The sequence below is a fragment of the Caulobacter endophyticus genome (assembly GCF_003116815.1).
Classification (GTDB): domain Bacteria; phylum Pseudomonadota; class Alphaproteobacteria; order Caulobacterales; family Caulobacteraceae; genus Caulobacter; species Caulobacter endophyticus.
In genome coordinates this window covers 73,799-93,698 of the sequence record NZ_QDKQ01000024.1, presented here as the reverse complement: position 1 = coordinate 93,698, position 19,900 = coordinate 73,799, and the positions used below count along the sequence as shown (strand labels likewise).

At 67.8% G+C, this 19,900-nt stretch carries 20 protein-coding genes and 1 pseudogene; 13 read left to right on the top strand and 8 right to left on the bottom strand.

What is annotated here, in order from left to right; genetic code table 11:
• Positions 1-447: 447 nt before the first annotated feature.
• Positions 448-942, bottom strand: coding sequence for a 3D domain-containing protein (locus DDF67_RS05360; protein WP_101717798.1), 495 nt, complete (start codon positions 940-942; stop codon positions 448-450).
• A gap of 188 nt (positions 943-1,130) precedes the next feature.
• On the opposite strand from DDF67_RS05360, the gene DDF67_RS05355 reads away from it, so the two are divergent.
• From DDF67_RS05355 to DDF67_RS05350, 3 genes are read left to right on the top strand one after another with little or no spacing between them, the layout of a single operon-like run.
• A complete protein-coding gene (locus tag DDF67_RS05355; RefSeq protein WP_109099895.1) occupies positions 1,131-1,718 on the top strand; it encodes a glutathione S-transferase family protein in 588 nt (195 codons plus the stop codon).
• Positions 1,719-1,733: 15 nt separating this feature from the next.
• On the top strand, positions 1,734-2,765 hold the full coding sequence (locus tag DDF67_RS25700) for a phospholipase C/P1 nuclease family protein (protein ID WP_199229164.1): 1,032 nt from the start codon (positions 1,734-1,736) through the stop codon (positions 2,763-2,765).
• Positions 2,766-2,769: 4 nt separating this feature from the next.
• Entirely contained in the window at positions 2,770-3,216 is a 447-nt protein-coding gene (locus DDF67_RS05350) for an NUDIX domain-containing protein (protein ID WP_199229163.1), read from the top strand.
• Here the strand turns inward: DDF67_RS05350 and DDF67_RS05345 are convergent.
• Positions 3,213-3,542, bottom strand: a complete 330-nt coding sequence (locus DDF67_RS05345; RefSeq protein ID WP_109099893.1) for a hypothetical protein — start codon at positions 3,540-3,542, stop codon at positions 3,213-3,215. The two genes, DDF67_RS05350 and DDF67_RS05345, sit on opposite strands and share 4 nt — an antisense overlap.
• A gap of 102 nt (positions 3,543-3,644) precedes the next feature.
• Here DDF67_RS05345 and DDF67_RS05340 point away from each other — a divergent pair, with 102 nt between their 5' ends.
• Together DDF67_RS05340 and DDF67_RS05335 are read left to right on the top strand one after the other, a co-directional pair.
• Entirely contained in the window at positions 3,645-3,986 is a 342-nt protein-coding gene (locus tag DDF67_RS05340) for a (2Fe-2S) ferredoxin domain-containing protein (protein WP_233247549.1), read from the top strand.
• Positions 3,987-4,010: 24 nt separating this feature from the next.
• On the top strand, positions 4,011-4,742 hold the full coding sequence (locus DDF67_RS05335) for a TlyA family RNA methyltransferase (RefSeq protein WP_109099892.1): 732 nt from the start codon (positions 4,011-4,013) through the stop codon (positions 4,740-4,742).
• Here DDF67_RS05335 and phhA read toward each other — a convergent pair.
• Positions 4,739-5,611 carry a phenylalanine 4-monooxygenase gene (gene phhA, locus DDF67_RS05330; protein WP_109099891.1) on the bottom strand — a complete coding sequence of 291 codons (873 nt, stop codon included), beginning with the start codon at positions 5,609-5,611 and terminating at the stop codon, positions 4,739-4,741. The two genes, DDF67_RS05335 and phhA, sit on opposite strands and share 4 nt — an antisense overlap.
• An 81-nt stretch (positions 5,612-5,692) precedes the next feature.
• The gene (hspQ, locus tag DDF67_RS05325; protein WP_058348810.1) at positions 5,693-6,022 is read right to left on the bottom strand and encodes a heat shock protein HspQ; all 330 of its coding nucleotides are present in this window, start codon (positions 6,020-6,022) and stop codon (positions 5,693-5,695) included.
• 158 nt (positions 6,023-6,180) lie between these two features.
• Between hspQ and DDF67_RS05320 the strand changes: the two genes are divergently transcribed.
• The 7 genes from DDF67_RS05320 (at position 6,181) to DDF67_RS05290 (ending at position 14,458) form a co-directional block, all read left to right on the top strand.
• The gene (locus DDF67_RS05320) at positions 6,181-7,302 is read left to right on the top strand and encodes a Ppx/GppA phosphatase family protein (protein WP_109099890.1); all 1,122 of its coding nucleotides are present in this window, start codon (positions 6,181-6,183) and stop codon (positions 7,300-7,302) included.
• Positions 7,299-8,006 carry an RlmE family RNA methyltransferase gene (locus tag DDF67_RS05315; RefSeq protein ID WP_199229161.1) on the top strand — a complete coding sequence of 236 codons (708 nt, stop codon included), beginning with the start codon at positions 7,299-7,301 and terminating at the stop codon, positions 8,004-8,006. Before DDF67_RS05320 ends, DDF67_RS05315 begins: the two co-directional genes overlap by 4 nt.
• A gap of 141 nt (positions 8,007-8,147) precedes the next feature.
• On the top strand, positions 8,148-9,611 hold the full coding sequence (gene guaB / locus DDF67_RS05310) for an IMP dehydrogenase (protein WP_109099889.1): 1,464 nt from the start codon (positions 8,148-8,150) through the stop codon (positions 9,609-9,611).
• A gap of 3 nt (positions 9,612-9,614) precedes the next feature.
• Complete coding sequence (locus DDF67_RS05305) at positions 9,615-10,010, top strand: MAPEG family protein (RefSeq protein ID WP_109099888.1); 396 nt, start codon at positions 9,615-9,617, stop codon at positions 10,008-10,010.
• 4 nt (positions 10,011-10,014) lie between these two features.
• The gene (locus DDF67_RS05300; protein ID WP_109099887.1) at positions 10,015-11,292 is read left to right on the top strand and encodes an RsmB/NOP family class I SAM-dependent RNA methyltransferase; all 1,278 of its coding nucleotides are present in this window, start codon (positions 10,015-10,017) and stop codon (positions 11,290-11,292) included.
• Between the two features lie 33 nt (positions 11,293-11,325).
• Complete coding sequence (gene guaA / locus DDF67_RS05295) at positions 11,326-12,885, top strand: glutamine-hydrolyzing GMP synthase (protein WP_109099886.1); 1,560 nt, start codon at positions 11,326-11,328, stop codon at positions 12,883-12,885.
• Positions 12,886-13,201: 316 nt separating this feature from the next.
• The gene (locus DDF67_RS05290) at positions 13,202-14,458 is read left to right on the top strand and encodes a tyrosine-type recombinase/integrase (protein WP_109099885.1); all 1,257 of its coding nucleotides are present in this window, start codon (positions 13,202-13,204) and stop codon (positions 14,456-14,458) included.
• A gap of 63 nt (positions 14,459-14,521) precedes the next feature.
• On the opposite strand, the gene DDF67_RS05285 is transcribed toward DDF67_RS05290, so the two are convergent.
• Together DDF67_RS05285 and DDF67_RS05280 are read right to left on the bottom strand one after the other, a co-directional pair.
• A complete protein-coding gene (locus DDF67_RS05285) occupies positions 14,522-14,812 on the bottom strand; it encodes a helix-turn-helix transcriptional regulator (protein ID WP_109099884.1) in 291 nt (96 codons plus the stop codon).
• Positions 14,813-15,312: 500 nt separating this feature from the next.
• Positions 15,313-16,068, bottom strand: a complete 756-nt coding sequence (locus DDF67_RS05280) for a sensor histidine kinase (protein ID WP_109099883.1) — start codon at positions 16,066-16,068, stop codon at positions 15,313-15,315.
• A gap of 503 nt (positions 16,069-16,571) precedes the next feature.
• Here DDF67_RS05280 and DDF67_RS05275 point away from each other — a divergent pair.
• Positions 16,572-18,833 (top strand): ParB/RepB/Spo0J family partition protein, encoded by a 2,262-nt coding sequence (locus DDF67_RS05275; RefSeq protein ID WP_109099882.1) that lies wholly within the window; start codon positions 16,572-16,574, stop codon positions 18,831-18,833.
• Positions 18,834-18,967: 134 nt separating this feature from the next.
• Here DDF67_RS05275 and DDF67_RS05270 read toward each other — a convergent pair whose 3' ends face one another.
• Positions 18,968-19,387 carry a thermonuclease family protein gene (locus DDF67_RS05270; protein ID WP_109099903.1) on the bottom strand — a complete coding sequence of 140 codons (420 nt, stop codon included), beginning with the start codon at positions 19,385-19,387 and terminating at the stop codon, positions 18,968-18,970.
• Positions 19,388-19,531: 144 nt separating this feature from the next.
• Positions 19,532-19,885, bottom strand: a pseudogene (locus DDF67_RS05265) (DUF736 family protein); the annotation flags it as partial.
• Between the last annotated feature and the right edge of the window lie 15 nt (positions 19,886-19,900).

Sequence of the window (19,900 nt, the reverse complement as noted above, 5' to 3'; positions counted from 1 at the left end):
GAAAGGCTGGCCCTTGGGTTGAAACATCACCCGCGCCTCTGGCCCCTCCGAGACAAATGATGCGGCGGAGCGGTCGACGAAGCCGAAACGCTAAACAAACACACGGTCTCCGGGCTCCGCCCGGCCGCTCCGCGCCTCCCCGAACTAACGCGTGCGAACGCGGGAGAACGAAAAGCCGTGCCTCAAAGATCCTCCCCCTGAAGGGGGAGGTGGCCCGAAGGGCCGGAGGGGGAAGTTCCTGATGCGCTCAGCACATCCGCAGCGGCAGCAATCATTTCCCCCCTCAGTCGGCTTTGCCGACAGCTCCCCCACGGGAAGAGGTTCGCCGCTTCAGATCCTCCCCCTGAGGGGGACGCAGCCGAAGGGCCGGAGGGGGAACCGCAGGCCGCAAAACAGAAAAGCCTCCCTTGCGGGAGGCCTTTCGGAAAACTCGAAGACGTCGAAGCCCTATTCGGGCGGGCAGCCCTTGAATTCGCCGACCTTGGTCACCGACAGGTGGGTGAGGTTCAGGCCCGCAAGCGGCTTCATGGAGCTGGCGCCCTGGCCGCTGAACATGTCGATCTTGTTGCCCTTGATCGCCCCGCCGATGTCGGAAGCGTACCAGTAGCCGTCGTGGGTTTCGCCGTTGGGCATCGGCAGGCCGACGGTCTCCTTGATGAATACGACCGTGCGGCGCGGGATCACCTTGGTGTCCACGGCCAGGGTGCGCATGGCCACGACCTTGCAGCCAAGGCTGTCGAGGGCCCGGATGCCCTTGGCGCCGGCGTGGTACAGCGTGGCCTTCATCTTGTATTCGATGGAGCCGGGGATCGAGCCGGTCAGAGCCCCGGCGATCAGTTCGCCCAGCGGATCGCTGGCGCGTTCGGAGTCGGGACCCGCGGCGGCGGGGAGTGCGGCGAACATGGCCATGAAGGCCAAAATTCCGGCGAGCGTGCGTCGCATCGAGGAGGTCCTCTTATCGGCGTATCTGTCGGTTCGGGCCGTTCCTTAAGCCGATCACGCCTCCGTGACAACCCGCTTAAAGTCGCCCTTATAGGGTGGAATCGGATGAAAACCTCTGGTGAAGCTCGGAACTTATCCGAAAATTCAATCGTTTAGCGCGCCATTTGAAAAATGGGGGAAGCGACCGTATGACGCTGCGGATTTTCGGCGACGGCAAGTCGGGCAACTGCCTGAAGGTGAAGTGGACGGCCCAGCGCCTGAACCTGCCCTTCGAGTGGATCGAGATCGACATCCTGAAGGGCGAGTCCCGCACCAGCGATTTCCTGACGCTGAACCCGGCCGGTCAGGTGCCGGCGGTGCTCCTGGAGGACGGCCGGGCCCTGGCCCAATCCAACGCCATCATGCTGCACCTGGCCGAAGGCTCGGTGCTGATCCCGAGCGATCCCTATCTGAGGGCAAGAATGTACGAGTGGCTGTTCTGGGAGCAGTACAGCCACGAGCCCTACGTCGCCGTGGCCCGTTTCCAGGTGGCCTATATGGGCAAAGCGGTCGAAAGCCTCGACGGCAAGCTGGTCGAGCGCGGTCATGCGGCCCTGGCGCGCCTGGAAAACGGGCTCTCGGAAAGCGGCTTCCTGGTCGGTGATCGGCTGACCCTGGCGGATATCGCGTTGGTGGCCTACACCCGTGTCGCCCACGAGGGCGGTTTCGATCTGGCGCGCTATCCGGCCGTGAAGGCCTGGGTCGGCCGCGTCGAGACGGCCCTCGGCATCGATTAAGTCTTCGGAGCGCGCATGAAGTCGCCGTCTTCTACTTTGAAGGTTCTCGTCCTGGCCGCCGTCGTGGCGGCGCCGGCCCAGTCGGCACTGGCCTGGGGGGCTTCGGGCCACCGAATGATCGGCGTGCTGGGCGCCCAGACCCTGCCTGACGACGTGCCGGCCTTCGTGCGCAGCCCCTACGGCGTGGCCGCCATCGGCGAGTACGCCCGCGAGCCGGACCGCTGGAAGGGCTCGGGCAAGGTCCACGATCACGATCGCGACGCCGCCCACTTCCTCGATCTCGACGACGAGGGCCGCATGTTCGGCGGCCCGAAGTTCACGGTCGAGACCCTGCCGGCCACCCGCGCCGACTACGCCACGGCCCTGCGCGCCGTCGGCCAGGACGAGTGGAAGGCCGGCTATCTGCCCTACGCCATGATCGACGGCTATCAGCAGTTGGTGAAGGACTTCACCTACTGGCGCGTGCTGGTGGCGGCCGAGAAGCAGACCACCGACGCTCAGAAGAAGGCCTGGTACGCCGCCGACCTCAAGCGCCGCGAGGAGCTGCTGCTGCGCGACCTGGGCGTCTGGGCCCATTACATCGGCGACGGCAGCCAGCCGCTGCACATGAGCGTGCACTACAACGGCTGGGGCGACTATCCCAACCCCAACGGCTACACCCAGAGCCGCGGCACCCACGGCGCCTTTGAAGGCCCGCTGGTCAAGGCCGTGGCCAAGGAAGACGACGTGAAGGCCAGGATGCCGGCGCTGCGCGACTGCGCCTGCAGCTACGAGACCCGGATGGTCGGCTATCTGACCACCACCTGGAAGCTGACCGAGCCGCTTTATCAGCTCGAGAAGTCGGGCGGCATGGTCGCCACAGATCCGCGCGCCAAGGCCTTCGTCGATGAGCGCCTGGCCGCCGGCGCGGCCGAGCTGCGCGACATGGTCGCCATGGCCTGGAAGGCCAGCGCCGACGGCAAGATCGGCTATCGCCCGGAGATCAGCGTCGCCGACGTCGAGAGCGGCAAGGCCGATCCGTGGAACGACCTGTTTGGCAAGGACTGACCGCTTGATCGCGTTCTACGCCCCCGACGAGTCCCTTCGCTATGCCGACCGGCACGCCGCCTTCGGCATCGCCGAGGATGCGCAAGGGCAGATCGCTCTGGTGGAGGTCACCAAGCCCGGCAAGTCGCCCTACTTCGACCTGCCGGGCGGGGCCGTCGACGGGGAAGAGACCGAGGTCGAAGCCCTGGTCCGCGAGTTCGGCGAGGAGACCGGTCTGGTGGTCGAGGTCGGCGCGCATGTCGTCGACGTCTCGCAGCCGTTCCTGAAGTCCGACGGCCAGCCGGTGCGGAACTACGGCGGCATCTATGCCGTGAGGCTGGCCGGGGAGCGGCCAGAGTTGAAGGTCGAGGACGACCACAGGCTGGTCTGGCTGGATCCGCGCGACGCGGTCGTGGCCCTGCGCCACGACGCCCACTCCTGGGCCGTCGCGGCGTGGATGCGCAAGGGCTAGTTCGACTTGGCCTTCAGCATCGCCTTGGCCTCGGCCGGGGCGAGCTGGTCGAACAGCATCGACAGGTGCTGGTCCTTGGCGTGGTCGTTGTGCAGGTCCCAGGCCAGCGAAATCGGCAGGCGCAGGCGGCCGCCGTCGGGCAGGCGGGCCACCAGCACGCGCCAGCTGAAGCCGTCGCCGGGATCGCCCAGCGGGCCGAATTCCAGCGGCGCAGGATCGCGCAGGCGGAAGGCGCGGTCGGCCTTGGCGGCGAACCAGGCAAGGTCCTCGGCGGCGGTCGGGTCGGCGGCCTTGGGCAGGAGTTCGCCCTTGAGATTGCGGGCCATGACAGCCTCCGAAGCGTTGAAAGCGCGGGTCTCTAGCACTTCGGGGCTCGACTTCCCATGTCCAAGGCTCGGGTTGGGCGTCTGAAACGCAAAGAGGCTCGGGTGAGCAAGGACAGGCCGATCAAGCGCGTGCGCGCCGACTGGAACGACGTGGTTCTGGTCTGCCGCAAATGCTCGCGCAAGCTGGACGGCGGCTTTGGCAAGGATGGCGAGCAGAGCTTCGCCAAGGCCCTGCGCAAGGCCTCCGGCGGCGGCAAGGGCAAGGATCGCAAGGCGCCGCTGGCGGTCATCGAGGTCGACTGCTTTGACGTCTGCCCCAAGGACGCCGTGGTGGCGGTCAACGCGTCCAGGCCCCGCGAATGGATCGTCGTGCCGCGCGGCGTTGCGATGGAAGCCGCCGTGGCGCGCCTAGGCCTGGCTGCCAACGACGCCGAAGCGGCTTAGCCGCGAGTCTGCTATCAGGCGCGTATGAGCCGTAAACGCGCCGACATACTGCTGGTCGAGAAGGGATTGTTCGACAGCCGCGCGAAGGCGCGCGCCGCCATCGAGGCCGGCCGCGTGGTCGCCGATGGCAAGGTCGTGGCCAAGGCCTCCGAGACGATCGACGAGGCTGCCGAGATCGTCGCGGAGGCCGCTCACCCTTGGGTCGGGCGCGGGGCGCTGAAGCTGGTGCGGGCGCTGGAGCTGTGGCCCGTCGCTGTCGAGGGGCGGATCGCCATCGACGTCGGCGCCTCGACCGGCGGCTTTACCGAGGTGCTGCTGTCGAAGGGGGCGGCCCGCGTGCTGGCCGTCGATGTCGGCCGCGACCAGCTGCATCCAAGCCTGAAGGCCGATCCTCGGGTGACGGACCTGTCGCCGCTGGACGCCCGGACCCTGACTGCCGAGCATGCTCCCGGCGGCGTCGACCTCGTGGTCACCGACGTCAGCTTCATTTCGCTGGAGAAGGCCCTGCCGGCCGCCCTGGCTCTGGCCCGCTCCGGCGCGGATCTCGTGGCGCTGGTGAAGCCGCAGTTCGAGGCCGGCCGCGAGAACGTCGGCAAGGGCGGTCTGGTGAAGGACCCCGAAGTCATCGCCGCTTGCGTCGATCGCGTCTCGGCCTTCCTGGAGGTCTCCGGCTGGACCGTGCGCGATCGTGCCGAAAGCCCCATCGCCGGCGGCGAGGGGCAGGTCGAAAAGCTGCTCTGGGCGGTGAAGGGCTAGGTGCGCATTCGCCCGCCGGCCTCGGCGTAGGCCTGGGTCCCGCGGGTCAGCACCTGGTCGCCCTCCACGATCTGGGCGATGCCGAGGTCGCCCGCGCTCGCCAGCCGTTCGTAGAGGGCGGAAAAGTCGCGCAGGGTCACTTCCTGCAGGGTCTGGATCGACGGAATCACGAAATAGACCTGCTGGAAATCGTCAATGCGATAAGGCGTGCGCATAACCCGTTCCAGGTCGAAGCCGATCCTGTTGGGGGAGGGGTCTTCGAGGGCGAAGATCGACTCGGTCCGCGACGACACGATGCCCGCGCCGTAGATCCGTAGGCCCGCCGGTGTCGCCATCAGGCCGAACTCGACCGTGTACCAGTAGAGCCTGGCGAGATTGGCCAGCCGGCCAAGGCTCAGCGCTCGCTGGCCGCCCTTGCCGTAGGCCTGCATGTAGTCGGCGAAGACGGGATCGGTCAGCATTGGCACGTGGCCGAACACGTCGTGAAAGACGTCCGGTTCCTGCAGGTAGTCCAGTTCGTGCGGCTTGCGGATGAACTGGCCGGCCGGAAAGCGGCGATTGGCCAGATGGTCGAAAAACACGTCGTCTGGCACCAGACCCGGCACGGCCACGACGCTCCAGCCGGTCAGGCGCTGAAGCTCCTCGTTGATCCGGTTGAAGTCGGGAATGCCCGTGCGGTGCAGGTCCAGCGCGTCGAGGCCGCGCAGGAACTCGTCGCAGGCGCGGTTCTGCAGGACGCGAGCCTGGCGCTCGTACAGCGTGATCCAGACGTCGTGCTCGGCCTGGCTATAGGCTTCCCAGCCCTGGTCGATCGTCCAATCGGGCCGTACCCCCGGGGGCGGCCCGCCGCTGAAACCGTCTGCGCTCATGAAACGACGTTACGCCCGCGTTCGGGCAAGTTCCGTTCGATTTTTGCGCGCAACCGCTGAGGTCGCGGTCAGACCTTGCTGTCAGTGCGAGATCCGGGGACGAAGCTTGTAGGCGCCGTGGTCGAATGACTCGAAGATCAGCGCCGCTTGCGGGTGATGCACCGGCTCACCCGTATCGTCGGCCAGCAGGTTTTGCTCGGAGACGTAGGCGACGTAGGTGTTGTCGTCGTTCTCGGCCAGCAGGTGATAGAACGGTTGGTCCTTGGACGGCCGGATGTCCTCGGGGATGGACTCCCACCACTCTTCCGTATTGGCGAACACCGGGTCGACGTCGAACACCACGCCCCGGAAAGGGAAGATGCGGTGCTTGACGATCTGGCCGATCGCGAATTTGGCGAGTCTCTCGTTCATGATGAAGATATTACGACGAGTCTCCTGACTGAATCCTGAACGTAAACGGCGTTCATTGTGAGGACACGCCGCCTTCCGGTGCATCGACACGGTTGCTATGGTCGCACCTGAAGTGAGGCGGTTCCTGACGAATCGCCTGCGAGACAAGGTGAAAGACCATGTCGGAGGCGCCGAGAGCGCCCGGCGGACCCCGTGGCCAGGGCGGCCAGGGATCGCGCCGGTCTCCGGGCGAGCAGCCGTGCTACGCGGCGCTCGATCTCGGAACCAATAACTGCCGCCTCTTGGTGGCGACGCCTTCACCGCGCGGATTCCGCGTCGTCGAGGCCTATTCCCGCATCGTCAGGCTCGGTGAAGGTCTTTCCCAGACCGGCCAGCTGTCTGACGCGGCGATGGAGCGGTCGATGGCCGCCCTCAAGGTCTGCGCCGAGAAGATCCGTCGTCGCAAGGCCATCCGGGTCAAGGCCGTGGCCACCCAGGCCTGCCGCGGGGCCGCCAACGGCACCGAGTTCGTCCGCCGTGTCGCCGAGGAGACCGGTCTTCGGCTGCAGATCATTACCCCGCGCGAGGAGGCCCAGCTTTCGGTCGCCGGCTGCATGAGCCTGTTCGACCGCGAGGCCGATGCGGCTCTGGTTGTAGACGTCGGCGGCGGCTCGACCGAGCTGTCCTGGGTCGATCTGCGGGGCGGCGGGCTCGACGCCAAGCCGCGGCAGTTCGAGGCCTGGAAGCTGCCGATCCGCGCCTGGCTGTCCATTCCCATCGGCGTCGTCACCCTGGCCGAGCGCTTCCCCGAGGGCGAGCGCGCCGACGACGGCTGGTTCAGGGCCATGGTCGAGGAGGTGAAGTCGAGGATATCGGCGTTCCCGCACGCCGCACCGATGCGCAAGACCTTCGACGCCGGTCGCGCGCACATGGTCGGCACCTCGGGCGCGATCACCAGCCTGGCGGGCCTGCACCTTGGCCTGCCGCGCTATGACCGCAACGTCGTCGATGGTCTCTGGATGCAGCGCTCCGACTGCGAGGCCGCCGCCGGCCGGCTGCTTCAACTGACCGCCAAGGAACGCGCGCTGGAGCCCTGCATCGGAGCCGATCGCGCCGACCTGGTTCTCGCTGGTGCGGCCATTCTTCAAGCCGTTCAAGAGCTTTGGCCATGTTCTCGCGTGCGAGTCGCCGACCGAGGGCTTAGAGAGGGGCTTCTGATGTCTCTGATGTCGGATCGGCAGAAGCGCCCCCGCCGACGGCGGCGCGGCGGGGCCGGTTCGGCCCGAACGGTGAACGCATGAACGACGAGCCTCCCAAGCGCCGCATGGTCAAGCCGCCGACCGGCGGCAATGCCGACGGCCGCGCCAAGCCCGCGCGCCTGAAGACCGCCTACGGCCGCACGCCCAGCCAGCAGGCCTGGCTGGAGCGCCAGATCAACGACCCGTTCTCGGCCAAGGCCCGGGCGCTCGGCTATCGCAGCCGCGCGGCCTTCAAGATCAGCGAGATCGACGAAAAGTTCCGCTTCTTCAAGAAGGGCGCGAAGGTCATCGATCTGGGCTGCGCGCCCGGCGGCTGGCTGCAGGTGGCGGTCGAACGCGGCGTGACTCAGCTCGTCGGCGTCGACCTTTTGCACGTCGATCCCGTCGAGCCGGCCCATATCGTCGAGATGGACTTCACCGATCCGGCCTGTCCGCCCAAGCTGCTCGAGCTGCTCGGCGGCGCGCCCGACCTTGTGATGTCGGACATGGCCCCCAACACCGTCGGCCACCGCGAGACTGACCACCTGCGCATCGTCGGCCTGATCGAGATCGGCGCGGAGTTCGCCATCGAGACCCTGCGTCCCGGCGGCGCCTTCGTGGCCAAGGCCTTCCAGGGGGGCGAGACCTCCGAGGTCATCGCCCGCCTCAAGAAGCACTTCGAGAAGGTCCAGCACTTCAAGCCGAAGGCCAGCCGCCAGGACAGCTCCGAGGTCTTCCTCGTGGCGACGGGTTTCAAGGGGCGCTGACGCGCGATCTTCACGCGAACGGTGCGGGGAAGGGGGCTCTTCCCGGCTTCCCTTCCGGAAAATCATCTCCATTTCCGGCCTCGGGCGGGTCGACAAACGCCCGCCTCGCGACTATACGAGCGCCGCAAAATGGAGAATCCGATGGAGATTCGCGAAGGGCTCACCTTCGACGACGTTTTGCTCGAACCTGGTCCGTCCGACGTCATGCCGACGCAAGTGACGACCGAGACCAAGTTCACGCGTGAAATCAGTCTGAACATCCCGCTCGTGTCCGCCGCCATGGACACGGTCACCGAAAGCCGTCTCGCCATCGCCATGGCGCAGGCCGGCGGCCTGGGCATCCTGCACCGCAACCTCTCCAACGAGGAGCAGGCCGACCACGTCCGCGAGGTCAAGCGGTACGAAAGCGGCATGGTCATCAATCCGCTGACCATCCATCCCGACACCACCCTGGCCGAGGTCCGCGAGATCACGGCCCGTCGCAAGATCTCGGGCTTCCCGGTGGTCGAGCGCGAGACGGGCAAGCTGGTCGGCATTCTCACCAACCGCGACATGCGCTTCGAGGGCGACGCCAACGTCCCGGCCTCGGCGCTGATGACCCGCGAGAACCTGATCACCGTCGGCGAGGGCGTGGATCATCGCGAGGCCCGCGAGCTTCTCCGCAAGCACAAGATCGAACGCCTGATCGTCGTCGACGACGCCTATCGCGCCGTCGGCCTGATCACGGTGAAGGACATTGAGAAGGCCCAGGCTCACCCCCTGGCCGCCAAGGACGACAAGGGCCGCCTGCTGGTCGGCGCGGCCTCGACCGTCGGCGACGCCGGCTTCGAGCGCTCGATGGGCCTCGTTGACGCGGGCGTCGACGTCGTCGTCATCGACACCGCTCACGGCCACTCCAGCCAGGTGGCCGCGGCCGTCTCGCGCCTGAAGCGCGAAGCCAACCGCGTCCAGATCGTGGCCGGCAACATCGCCACCTACGACGCCGCTCGCGCTCTTATCGACGCCGGCGCCGACGCGGTGAAGGTGGGCATCGGCCCGGGCTCGATCTGCACCACCCGCATCGTCGCGGGCGTGGGCGTGCCGCAACTGACCGCGATCATGGAAGCCGTCCGCGCAGGTCGCGAAGCCGGCGTTCCGGTGATCGCAGACGGCGGCATCAAGTTCTCGGGCGACCTGGCCAAGGCCATCGCCGCGGGCGCTTCTACCGCCATGATGGGCTCGATGTTCGCCGGCACCGAAGAGGCGCCGGGCGAGGTGTTCCTGTACCAGGGGCGCTCGTACAAGAGCTATCGCGGCATGGGCTCGGTGGGCGCCATGGCCCGTGGCTCGGCCGACCGCTACTTCCAGAAGGAAGTGACGGACAGTTTCAAGCTGGTGCCGGAAGGCATCGAGGGCCAGACCCCGTTCAAGGGTCCTATCGCCCCGGTGCTGCACCAGCTGGTCGGCGGTCTTCGCGCCGCCATGGGCTATGTCGGCGCGCCGACGATTCCGGAACTGCAGGAGCGTGCCCGCTTCGTGCGGATCACGGGCGCCGGCCTGCGTGAAAGCCACGTCCACGACGTGATGATCACGCGCGAGGCTCCGAACTATCCGAGCGCGGTCTAGGCCATGCAGATGGCCTTCGAGCTGCAGATGCTGGCGGTCGCGGTCGTCATCGGGCTGGTCCACCTTCTGTGGGCCAGCGCGGCGGCCCAGCCCCAGCGCGGCTTGAAGTGGAATGTCGGGTCGCGGGAGACGCCGGTCGTGCTGACCGGCATGGCCGGAAGGCTCGAAAGGGCCTTCGCCAACTTCCGCGAGACCTTCCCGTTCTTCGTCGCCGCCGTGCTGGTCGCCTATCTTGGCGGCCGGCTCGGCGCGCTGACCGGCATCGGAACCGCGCTCTATGTCGGCGCCCGGGCGGTCTATGTCTTTCTCTATGCGTTCGGCGTGCCGGTCGTTCGCAGCCTGGTCTGGGTCGCCTCGATGGCGGGCCTTGGCCTGGTCCTTCTGGCGCTGGTGATCTAGCTCAATGCGTGACGGAGGGCGGGTTTCCGCGGCGATCGAGGTTCTGACCGAGATCGAGACGCGGCATTTTCCGGTGAAGATGGCGCTCAAGCGCTGGGGCGAGGCCGCCCGCTACGCCGGCTCCAAGGACCGGGCCTTCGTCTCGGGTTTGGTGCTCGACGCGCTGCGCCGCAAGCGCTCGTTGGGCTGGATGATGGGCGACGCCACCGCGCGGGGCGTGGTGCTGGGCGTCCTGGCCTTCACCTGGAGGTGGCCGGCCGAACGTATTGCTGAAGCCGCCTCGGAAGAGCACGGCTTTGGCGCACTGACCGAGGCCGAACAGGCCCGCCTGAAGGATCCCGTCTCGCTGGACGGCGCGCCCGCGCCGGTGGCGGGCGACTATCCCGACTGGCTGGAACCGCATCTGGCCCGCGCCCTGGGCGCCGAGCAGGCGGCCGAGATGGCCGCGCTGTCCGAGCGCGCGCCGGTCGACCTGCGGATCAACAGCCTGAAGACCGACCCCGAGCGCGGGGCCAAGGCCCTGGCCCCGATCAACGCCGCGCCGGCGGGGATCCTGCCCAACGCCTTCCGCATCCCCGCGCCCGCCGCCGCCGACCGCACGCCCTCAGTAGAAGCCGTGCCGGCCTTCTCCAAGGGCTGGTTCGAGGTCCAGGACCTGGGCTCGCAGATCGCCGCCGCCGTGGCCGGCGAGGTCAAGGGCAAGCAGGTGCTGGACTTCTGCGCCGGCGGCGGGGGCAAGACCCTCGCGCTCGCCGCCGCCATGGGCAACAGCGGCCAGATCTTCGCCCACGACAGCGATGCTCGCCGTCTGGGGGACACCATCCGTCGCGGCCAGAGGGCAGGGGTCCGTAACCTGCAGATTCGCTCGCCGATAGAGGCCCAGCCGCTGAAGGGGCTGGAAGGCAAGATCGACGTCGTCTTCGTCGACGCCCCCTGCACCGGCGCGGGCACCTGGCGCCGTCACCCCGACGCCAAGTGGCGACTGTCGCCCGATCAATTGGCCAAGCGCCAGATCGAGCAGGACAGCGTCATGGAGGACGCCTCGACCTTCGTGAAGCCCGGCGGACGGATGGTCTATGTCACCTGCTCGCTGCTGACCGAGGAAAACGAGGACCGCGTCGCGGCCTTCCTTGATCGCCACCCCGAATTCACCGCCAGGCCGATCGCGCTGGACGGGGTCACCCACGTGACCCCGGAAGGCTATCTGCGCCTGACCCCGCACCGCGCTGGTACGGATGGCTTCTTCGCCGCCGTGCTCGAGCGCTCCACCTACGCACCGTAACTGCCCGCCCCCGACACGCTGGAGACCCGCCCGATGACCACCGAACCCCACCACCAGCGCGTCCTGATCGTCGACTTCGGCAGCCAGGTGACCCAGCTGATCGCGCGCCGGGTGCGCGAGGCGGGCGTCTATTGCGAGATTCATCCCTTCGACAAGGCCGAAGCCATGGTCGACGAGTACCAGCCTTCGGCGATTATCCTGTCGGGCGGTCCGGCCAGCGTGCTGGAGGCCGACAGCCCCCGCATCGGCCGCAAGCTGTTCGACCTGGGCCTTCCGATGCTCGCCATCTGCTACGGCCAGCAGCTGCTGTGCGACGTGCTGGGCGGCAAGGTCGAGGGCGGCCACGCCGGCGAGTTCGGCCGCGCCGAACTGACCATCGGCAAGTCGAGCCCGCTGTTCCAGGGCCTTGCCGGCGTGGGCGAGCTGGAAACCGTCTGGATGAGCCACGGCGATCGCGTCACGTCCATCCCCGAAGGCTTCGAGGTGGTGGGCACCTCGAACGGCGCGCCCTTCGCCGCCATCGCCAATGACGCCAAGAAGATCTACGCGCTGCAGTTCCACCCCGAGGTCTACCACACCGTCAACGGTCCGCAGATCTACAAGAACTTCCTGGCCCTGGCCGGCCTGAAGGGCGACTGGACCATGGCGGCCTTCCGCCAGGAGATGGTCCAGAAGATCCGCGACCAGGTCGGCGACGGCAAGGTGATCTGCGGCCTGTCCGGGGGCGTCGACAGCTCGGTGGCCGCCGTGCTGATCCATGAAGCCATCGGCGACCAGCTGACCTGCGTGTTCGTCGACACAGGTCTGCTGCGCAAGAACGAGGCCGACCAGGTCGTCACCCTGTTCCGCGATCACTACAACATCCCGCTGGTTCACGTGGACGCTGGCGACCTGTTCCTGGGCGAGCTGGCGGGTGTCTCCGACCCCGAAACCAAGCGCAAGACCATCGGCCGCCTGTTCATCGATGTCTTCGACAAGGAAGCCGCCAAGATCGACGGCGCGCAGTTCCTGGCGCAAGGCACGCTCTATCCCGACGTCGTCGAGAGCGTTTCCGCCCGCGGCGGCCCGTCGGCCGTGATCAAGAGCCACCACAATGTCGGCGGCCTGCCGGACTACATGAAGCTGAAGCTGGTCGAGCCGCTGCGCGAACTCTTCAAGGACGAGGTCCGCGCCCTGGGCGTGGAGCTGGGCCTGGCGCCCGCCTTCGTCGGTCGCCACCCGTTCCCCGGCCCGGGCCTGGCCATCCGCATCCCGGGCGAGATCACGCCCGAGAAGGTCAAGGTTCTGCAGGACGCCGACGCCATCTATCTCGAAGAGATCCGCAACGCCGGCCTTTACGACAAGATTTGGCAGGCCTTTGCCGTGCTGCTCCCGGTCAAGACGGTGGGCGTGATGGGCGACGCCCGCACCTACGAGAACGTCCTGGCCCTGCGCGCGGTCACCTCGACCGACGGCATGACCGCCGACTTCTTCGAGTTCCCCTGGGAGATCCTCGGCAAGACCGCCACCCGGATCATCAACGAGGTCCGCGGCGTCAATCGCGTCGTCTACGACGTCACCAGCAAGCCCCCTGGCACGATCGAGTGGGAATGACGGGGCGTGTTTCAGGGGCTATCCGAACAGGCTCGATAATTCCGATAAGGTGCTGAAATAATAAGTGTTTCCTCTCCGCGAAGAGCGCTGGCTATCGCCGGCGCTCTTTTCGTTTGGCGGCATCGGTAACGGCGTTGGCGTGATCTTGCCCAATTGATCTTAGGGGCTATACCGTCCGGAATTACGTCATGACGGCATTTTTTTCGAACCTAAGTCCCTGAATCAACTCTCGAAATCCCGCGTTCGTCGCGCCCTTGTGGCCTGACGGCATTTTCGCGCGCTTTCGGCGACTTTCGGGGCGCTCGGAGGACCGTCAATGCTCAACGACAGCAAGCTTAAGTCTCTGAAACCACGAGATAAACTTTACAAGGTCGCCGACCGTGACGGCATTTACGTCACCGTCGCCACCACGGGTGCGATCTCCTTCCGTCTGGACTACCGAATGAACGGCCGGCGAGAGAGCGTCACCCTGGGTCGCTACGGGGCCGATGGCATCACTCTGGTGCGGGCCCGGGAGCTGGCAATGGCCGCGCGCGCCCAGGTGCGAGAGGGCCGCTCCCCCATGATCGAGAAGCAGCGCGCCAAGGCGGCCCTCAACGGCGCCAAGACCTTTGGCGAGTGGGCGACTAAATGGTTCGAGAAGGGCGTCATGGCCGACAGCACTCGCGCCATGCGCCAGAGCATCTATGATCGCGACATCAAGTCGGTCTTCGAGAACCGGCTGCTGCTGGAGATCGAGCCGCAGGACGTTCGGGCGTTGTGCGAGAAGATCGTCGCGCGAGACGCGCCGGCGACAGCCATCCATGTGCGTGAGCAGATCAAGCTGATCTTCGCCTTCGCGCGGCTACACGGCGTCAAGATCGACAACCCCGCGACCGAGGTCAGTCCAGCCTCGATCGCGACCTTCGTGCCGCGCGAACGTTCGCTGACGCCGAAGGAGATCCGGATGGTCTATCCGCTCTTGGAGCAGGTACCGACGCTGCCGACCATTCGCCTCGGGATGAAGCTGATCCTGCTTACCTTGGTGCGTAAGAGCGAGCTGACTTTCGCGACCTGGGATGAGGTCGATTTCGTCAACGCCGTCTGGTGCATTCCGGCCGCGCGGATGAAGTGCGGGCGGCCGCACAACGTTTATCTCTCGCGCCAGGCTCTGGATATCATGATCGCGCTGCGCACCTGCGCTGGAAATTCCCCCTACCTGCTGCCGTCGCGCTACGAGCCTGACCAGCCCATGTCACGGGCGACCTTCAACCGAGTGACCACGGCGATCGCCGACCGGGCGCGCGCCAATCGCCAGGCGTTGGCGCCGTTCACGGTCCATGATCTGCGTCGAACCGGTTCGACCCTTCTCAACGAGGTCGGGTTCGAGGCCGACTGGGTCGAGAAGTGTCTGGCGCACGTGGACCGCAGAACCTCGCGCCGCGTCTATAACGTGGCCGAGTACGCCGCTGGCCGGAAACACATGCTTCAAGAATGGGCTGACATGATCGACGCCTGGGTGGCCGGGCGGACCCACACGCCGGTGCTCCATCCGTCCGCCACACACGGCGTGACCCTCGATCCTCGATCGTAACGATGGACAGGCCGCGGCGGGGCCGCCGGACGTGGCGTGGGCGGCGGCGATGTATCGCTGCCGCTAAGCGCCTTTCACGGGGCGAGTGCGTCGGGCGCGGACGTCAGGGCCCTCGACAGGCGCGGCGAAAGCCTCGCGTTTCCGGGCCTCAAGCCAGGCTTCGACCTCGCCAAGGTCCCAGACGACGCAGCGCCGCGTGAGCGGAAAGCGGCGCGGAAACTCTCCACGCCGTTCCATCTCGTAGATCGTGGTGTCGGCCAAGGGCACGATCTTGCGCAACTCCGTGCGCCGAATGGCGCGCGTAGACGGCAGCGAGCCCATCGGGCGGGGTGGCGCGACGCGGTCATGCGACATGGCGATCTCCTTTCCCGCCAATAGCTGCGGCCGGCGCTCATCCAACAAGACACCCGAGCGGCGCGTAGGGCCACGGCGTGGAAAGACAGGCGATCGGCGGGACGTGGAGCTCTGGGCTACCGCGGATCCTGCGGCCGGGCGTCCGCTTGCCTTGCGAGGGACGTCGCGCCGGTCGCGACCCCGCTTGCCCGCTCATTGGCAGCCGGACGAGTCAGGCTTATCCGAGGTGAACGTCATTCATGGCGGTGCGTTCGGCGACAGCAAAGGCTCTCGCGTTCCGCCATCGTCGGACAAGGGCATTTGCAGAAGACAGCTCAGTCCTGAAGGCTGGTAGTCCAGACGCGCGTGTCCGCCGCTCTGCTCGGCAAAACTTCGCGACAGCAACCGCGCTCCAAAGCCGCTCCGCGTTGGCGGCGTCACAGGCGGGCCTCCTGTCTCCACCCAAAGCAGGGTGACATTGCGCTCTCCCAAGCCGTTGTGAGCCAGGTTCCAGCTCACGTTCACCAAGCTGCATCGTTCGAGAGGGAGCCGTATTTCAGCGCGTTGGTGGCCAGTTCATGCAGGGCCAGCGCCATCGCGACCGCCTGGTGCGGGCTTAGTCTCACAGCCGGCCCATCGAGGCGAACGCGCGCCTTGTTCGGACCTAGGTGGGCGCCGAGAGCTTGGCGCAGGATCGTCTCCAGATCAGCCCCAGCCCAGTTTTCGTCGGTGAGAACATTGTGGGCCTGGGACAACGCCATGAGCCGCTCCGTCAGCGTGGCCCGGGCGACGGGATCGACATTGGCCGAACGGAGCGTCTGTTCGGTGATCGACTGGATGATGGTCAGGGTGTTCTTGATGCGATGGTTGAGCTCGTTGAGCAGGAGAATCCGCTGCTCTTCGGCGAGCTTGGCCGGGGTCTCGTCGCGCAGAATTTTCAGCAGGGCCGGAGGCTGGCTGTCAGCGATGCGCATGGTCATGCCGTTGGCCCAGAAGCGCTCGCCGCTCTTGCGCACATGCCAGCGTGTATCCTCCGCCCGACCATTCTCCAGCGCCATGGCCAGCTCCTGGGGCGGGCTGCCGGCCGCTAGGTCCGAGACCGTGAACAGCATCGAGAAGTTCTTCCCAACGATCTCATCGACCGCGTAGCCAAGGATCTTTTCGGCCCCTGGACTCCAGCTGGTGACGACACCTTTGTCGTCCATTGTGAAGATGGCGTACTCGACGGCGTTTTCGATCAGGAGGGCCGCCAGTCGGTGGTTTGACGCAATATCCATCGATGTCCCTGGGGCTGCGGTAGCCAGCTGTTGGCCATCAACGCATGACGGGAATTTCCGACGCAGCTTTGCGTCCAAAGACCGGCTGGGCCCGCCTTTCGGCGGGCTCCGCGCCTCAAGGCAAGGTGAGCATCCGGCGGTCACGCTCGGTCCCGCGGCTTTCGCCGCTCCCTCGGGCGCGACCCATGGGGCAGGCTTTGGCCTGCCGCCGGGCGCTCGACGCCGCCTCCCGCCACCCGCTTTGCGGGGGCTCCTGTGCAGGCTTTATCGTCATGAGCGCTCGCGGCGCGAGCGCGCAGGCTTAGGGCTCCGCCCCCAGCGCACTTCGGATCGGCTTCCGCCCAGCTTCGGTCGAAGCGGGCCGGGCCTGGCGATCGGGCAGGGACGCCCTGCAGCCGGGTCCCCGCGAAGCCGCCCCTCCGTTTGCACCCCCGCGCTCGCCGCTTGGCAGGGTTTCAGGCGCGCCCTTCGCGTGCCTGCAACCCAGCCCAAGGAGGCAGACCATGACCACCCAGCAAACCCCAGCCGCCCAGGCGGTCGAAACGAGCGCGCCGCAGAGCGGCGGGCTCGTCGTCCAATACGGCGAGGTCCGTGACATCCCGCTCAACCGTCTCAAGGCCTCGCCCAAGAACGTCCGGCGCGTGGGGCACAGCGCCGAGGTGATCGAGTCCCGCGCGGCCTCGATCACCTACAAGGGCGTGCTTCAGCCCCTCGTCGTCGAGCCCGAGGTCAAGGACGGCAAGGCCACCGGCTACTATCTCGTCAGCGCCGGGGAGGGGCGGCGCCAAGCCTTGCGCCTGCTGGCCAAGCGCAAGGCGCTGGCCAAGGGCGCGCCGGTGCGGTGCGTGGTCGATACACGAAACGACCCGGCCGAGGCGTCGATGGACGAGAACCTTAGCCGAGAGCCGTTGCACCCGGCCGACCAGTACGAAGCCTTCAAGGACCTTGCCGAGCGCAAAGGCTACGGGGCCGAGGAGATTGCCGCGCGGTTCGGGGTCAAGCCCGACATCGTGCGCCAGCGGCTGCGGCTGGGCGCGGTGGCTCCGGCCCTGCTCGACCTCTACCGCGAGGAGGCCCTGACTCTGGAGCAGGTGACCGCGTTCGCGGTCAATCCCGACCCAGAGCGGCAGATGCAGGTCTATGCGCAGATGCCCGCCCACAATCGCCAGCCCTACGCCATCCGTCGCGCCATGACCGAGACCAAGGTCGCGGCCGACGACCGCCGGGTCCAGTTCCTGGGCCTGGACACCTATGTGGCGGCGGGCGGGCCGGTGCTGCGTGATCTCTTCACCGACGACGGCGGCGGCTATGTCGAGGACGTCGTCCTGCTCGACCGGCTCGTCGGCGAAAAGCTCGCCGCCCTGGCCCTCGAAATCCGTGACGCCGAGGGCTGGAAGTGGGCCAGCGCCCACCTGGAGTTCCCGCAAGGCCACGGCTGCCGCCGCATCTGGGAACACGTGCGCAAGCGCACGCCCGAGCAGATGGAGGCACTGGACGCGCTGGAGCAGGAAGAAGCGGCCCTGACCGACCGCTGGGCCGACGTCGAGCCGCCGCCGCCCGAGGTCGCTGCCCGCTTCGAGGCCATCGCCGCCGAACGCGAGGCCTTAGGCGACGACTACGGCTACGACCCCGAGGAAAAGGCCATGGCCGGGGTGCTGGTGGTGCTCACCCCCTATGGCGAGGCCCGGATCGACCGGGGCTTTGTGCGGCCGCAGGATGAACCCGCGCCCGAGCCGCAGGCCGAAGCGGACGGCGAGACCGCCTCGGACGCGGACGACGAAGACGGCTTTGGCCCCGATGCCGGGGCCGACGATGGCGACGAAGGGGCCGATCAAGAGCCTGGGAGCGCCGAGCCCGAAGAGCCCGCCGGTGATCCCGCCGCGCCCCTGCCGGATCGGGTGATCGCCGAACTGACCGCCCATCGGACCGCCGCCCTGCGCGACGCCCTGGCCCAGGACTACGACCTGGCCCAGGTCGCCTTGGTCCACGCCCTGGCAAGCCGCGTCTTCGGCATGGGTGGGGTCGCCACCTGTCTCGATATCCGCTGGGGCTCGCGCGACCTTGGCGAGTTCGGCGAGGGGATCGACGAGAGCCCGGCCGGTCTCGCCATCGCCGAGCGTCACCGCAACTGGGCGCGGCAGACCCCGACCCAGCCCGAGGACTTCTGGGACTTCGTGGTCGGGCTCGACGCCGACAGTCGCGCCGCACTGCTGGCCCACTGCGTGAGCCTGACGCTCGACGGGGTGCGAGCCTGGACCTCCAAGCCCCGGACGGTCCTGGCCCATGTCGAGACCCTGGCCACGGCGCTCGACCTGGACATGCGCGCCTACTGGAAGCCCACCGCCGCGCGCTACCTCGACCGCGTGACCAAGGCCCACGTCCTGGCCGCCGTCACGGACGGCGTATCGGCCGAGGCCGCCGCGCGTCTGACGGGCCTCAAGAAGGCTCAGATGGTTGAGGCGGCCGAGCCGCAGCTGGTCGCGGCAAGGTGGGTCCCGGCCCTGCTGCGCACGGCCAAGCCGCAGCAGGCGGAAGAGGGCGAGGCGGAGGCTTTGGCGGAAGCGGAGGCCTCAGCCCATGGCCAGGAAGGGGCGCATGGGCCGTCCGAAGCGGCGCAGGCGCCAGGGGCCGACGACCTCCCGGCCCTGGACGATCCGAACACGCTGATCGACCCCGATTGCGATCCGTGCGCGGCGCTCGCCGATCCGGAACTGCCCGCCGAAGAGGCGCAAGCGGTCGAGCGTCTGGTCGAGACGGTGGACTGATGGGGCGATGACGGGCGGCCGCGCGGCCGCCCGTCTAGTCGCGACGCGGGGCGGCCGATCCTTTGGGATCGGCCGCCTTTTCTTTGGCCTTCGGCCAGGGAGGTCCCGGGGCCAGTTGCCGCGCGAAGGTTCGCTCAGCGGGGCGTATGAGGCTGTCCGGACGCCCAGACCCCGCGCCGCGTCCGGCGCGCCTCGGCTTCGGCGGCGGCGTAGGCCCCCTTGCTGTAGCGCCGGTATTCCGTCGTCAGGCCCGAGCGGATCAAGGCGGCGTTGAGATCGGGCGAGGCGTCCGACCAGCAGCGGGCGACGTGACGACCGTAGCGGTCCTGACCGACCACCCGGCATCCGACCCGGCCGCGCGTCAGCCTGACCAGGAGAGCGCGCGCCTCATAGGCGAAGGGCTGGGCCCGGGTCTGGCCCCGGCGAACCTCCGGCGCATCGACCCCGTGGAGCCGGACGCGGTCGGGGCCGCACCGTAGAGTGTCGCCGTCGTGGACGCTCGGGGCCGTGCAAGCGATGAGGCCGGAGGCGGCGAGGATAACAAGAACGGTCATGTCGTCGATATAGCCTGCGTCGCCGGGTGCGCCATCGGCTGCGCAAGCCAAAACGCGCGCCTGGCACTCAGCGCCCGCCCCGCCGGGTGGCGGGGCGGGCGGGCTGGTCCGTCCACCTTGGAGGCCGGCGCCGCGCGGCCAGACAAAGGTGTGGGCGACGTCGATGACGACGAGGGCGGCGTTGATCGCGAGGCCGAACGAAGGGTCGTCCAGGCGGACCGACAGGTAGGCGTTGTTGTCCTTGCTCGTCTTCTTCCAGGCCGCGCCGGATCGGCGCGGCGGTGATCGGCAGCCGGGCGCCTTGTCGCCGCGCTTCTCGGCGACGGGGCGAACCTGGACCCTTGAGGGGCGACCAGGGCGTCGCTGACGCCCGTGAGCGCGCCGCCAGCGTGTCGGCGAAGCCGCCGCCGGCAGCCAAGGCGGTCTCTCCGGGAGATCTGAGCCGGGCTGCGTCGACCGCGTCCTCTTCTGGCCTGATCTGACCGGGTTTCGGTCCATCCCCGCAACCGGCGC

Coding starts and splice junctions, on each gene's coding strand:
- DDF67_RS05345 (WP_109099893.1), bottom strand. CDS start 3,542: ATGGCCCGCAATCTCAAGGGCGAACTCCTGCCCAAGGCCGCCGACCCG.
- DDF67_RS05300 (WP_109099887.1), top strand. CDS start 10,015: ATGCGTGACGGAGGGCGGGTTTCCGCGGCGATCGAGGTTCTGACCGAG.
- guaA (WP_109099886.1), top strand. CDS start 11,326: ATGACCACCGAACCCCACCACCAGCGCGTCCTGATCGTCGACTTCGGC.
- DDF67_RS05270 (WP_109099903.1), bottom strand. CDS start 19,387: ATGACCGTTCTTGTTATCCTCGCCGCCTCCGGCCTCATCGCTTGCACG.
- phhA (WP_109099891.1), bottom strand. CDS start 5,611: ATGAGCGCAGACGGTTTCAGCGGCGGGCCGCCCCCGGGGGTACGGCCC.
- DDF67_RS05335 (WP_109099892.1), top strand. CDS start 4,011: ATGAGCCGTAAACGCGCCGACATACTGCTGGTCGAGAAGGGATTGTTC.
- DDF67_RS05305 (WP_109099888.1), top strand. CDS start 9,615: ATGCAGATGGCCTTCGAGCTGCAGATGCTGGCGGTCGCGGTCGTCATC.
- DDF67_RS05280 (WP_109099883.1), bottom strand. CDS start 16,068: ATGGATATTGCGTCAAACCACCGACTGGCGGCCCTCCTGATCGAAAAC.
- DDF67_RS05285 (WP_109099884.1), bottom strand. CDS start 14,812: ATGTCGCATGACCGCGTCGCGCCACCCCGCCCGATGGGCTCGCTGCCG.
- DDF67_RS05355 (WP_109099895.1), top strand. CDS start 1,131: ATGACGCTGCGGATTTTCGGCGACGGCAAGTCGGGCAACTGCCTGAAG.
- DDF67_RS05290 (WP_109099885.1), top strand. CDS start 13,202: ATGCTCAACGACAGCAAGCTTAAGTCTCTGAAACCACGAGATAAACTT.
- hspQ (WP_058348810.1), bottom strand. CDS start 6,022: ATGAACGAGAGACTCGCCAAATTCGCGATCGGCCAGATCGTCAAGCAC.
- DDF67_RS25700 (WP_199229164.1), top strand. CDS start 1,734: ATGAAGTCGCCGTCTTCTACTTTGAAGGTTCTCGTCCTGGCCGCCGTC.
- guaB (WP_109099889.1), top strand. CDS start 8,148: ATGGAGATTCGCGAAGGGCTCACCTTCGACGACGTTTTGCTCGAACCT.
- DDF67_RS05320 (WP_109099890.1), top strand. CDS start 6,181: ATGTCGGAGGCGCCGAGAGCGCCCGGCGGACCCCGTGGCCAGGGCGGC.
- DDF67_RS05315 (WP_199229161.1), top strand. CDS start 7,299: ATGAACGACGAGCCTCCCAAGCGCCGCATGGTCAAGCCGCCGACCGGC.
- DDF67_RS05360 (WP_101717798.1), bottom strand. CDS start 942: ATGCGACGCACGCTCGCCGGAATTTTGGCCTTCATGGCCATGTTCGCC.
- DDF67_RS05275 (WP_109099882.1), top strand. CDS start 16,572: ATGACCACCCAGCAAACCCCAGCCGCCCAGGCGGTCGAAACGAGCGCG.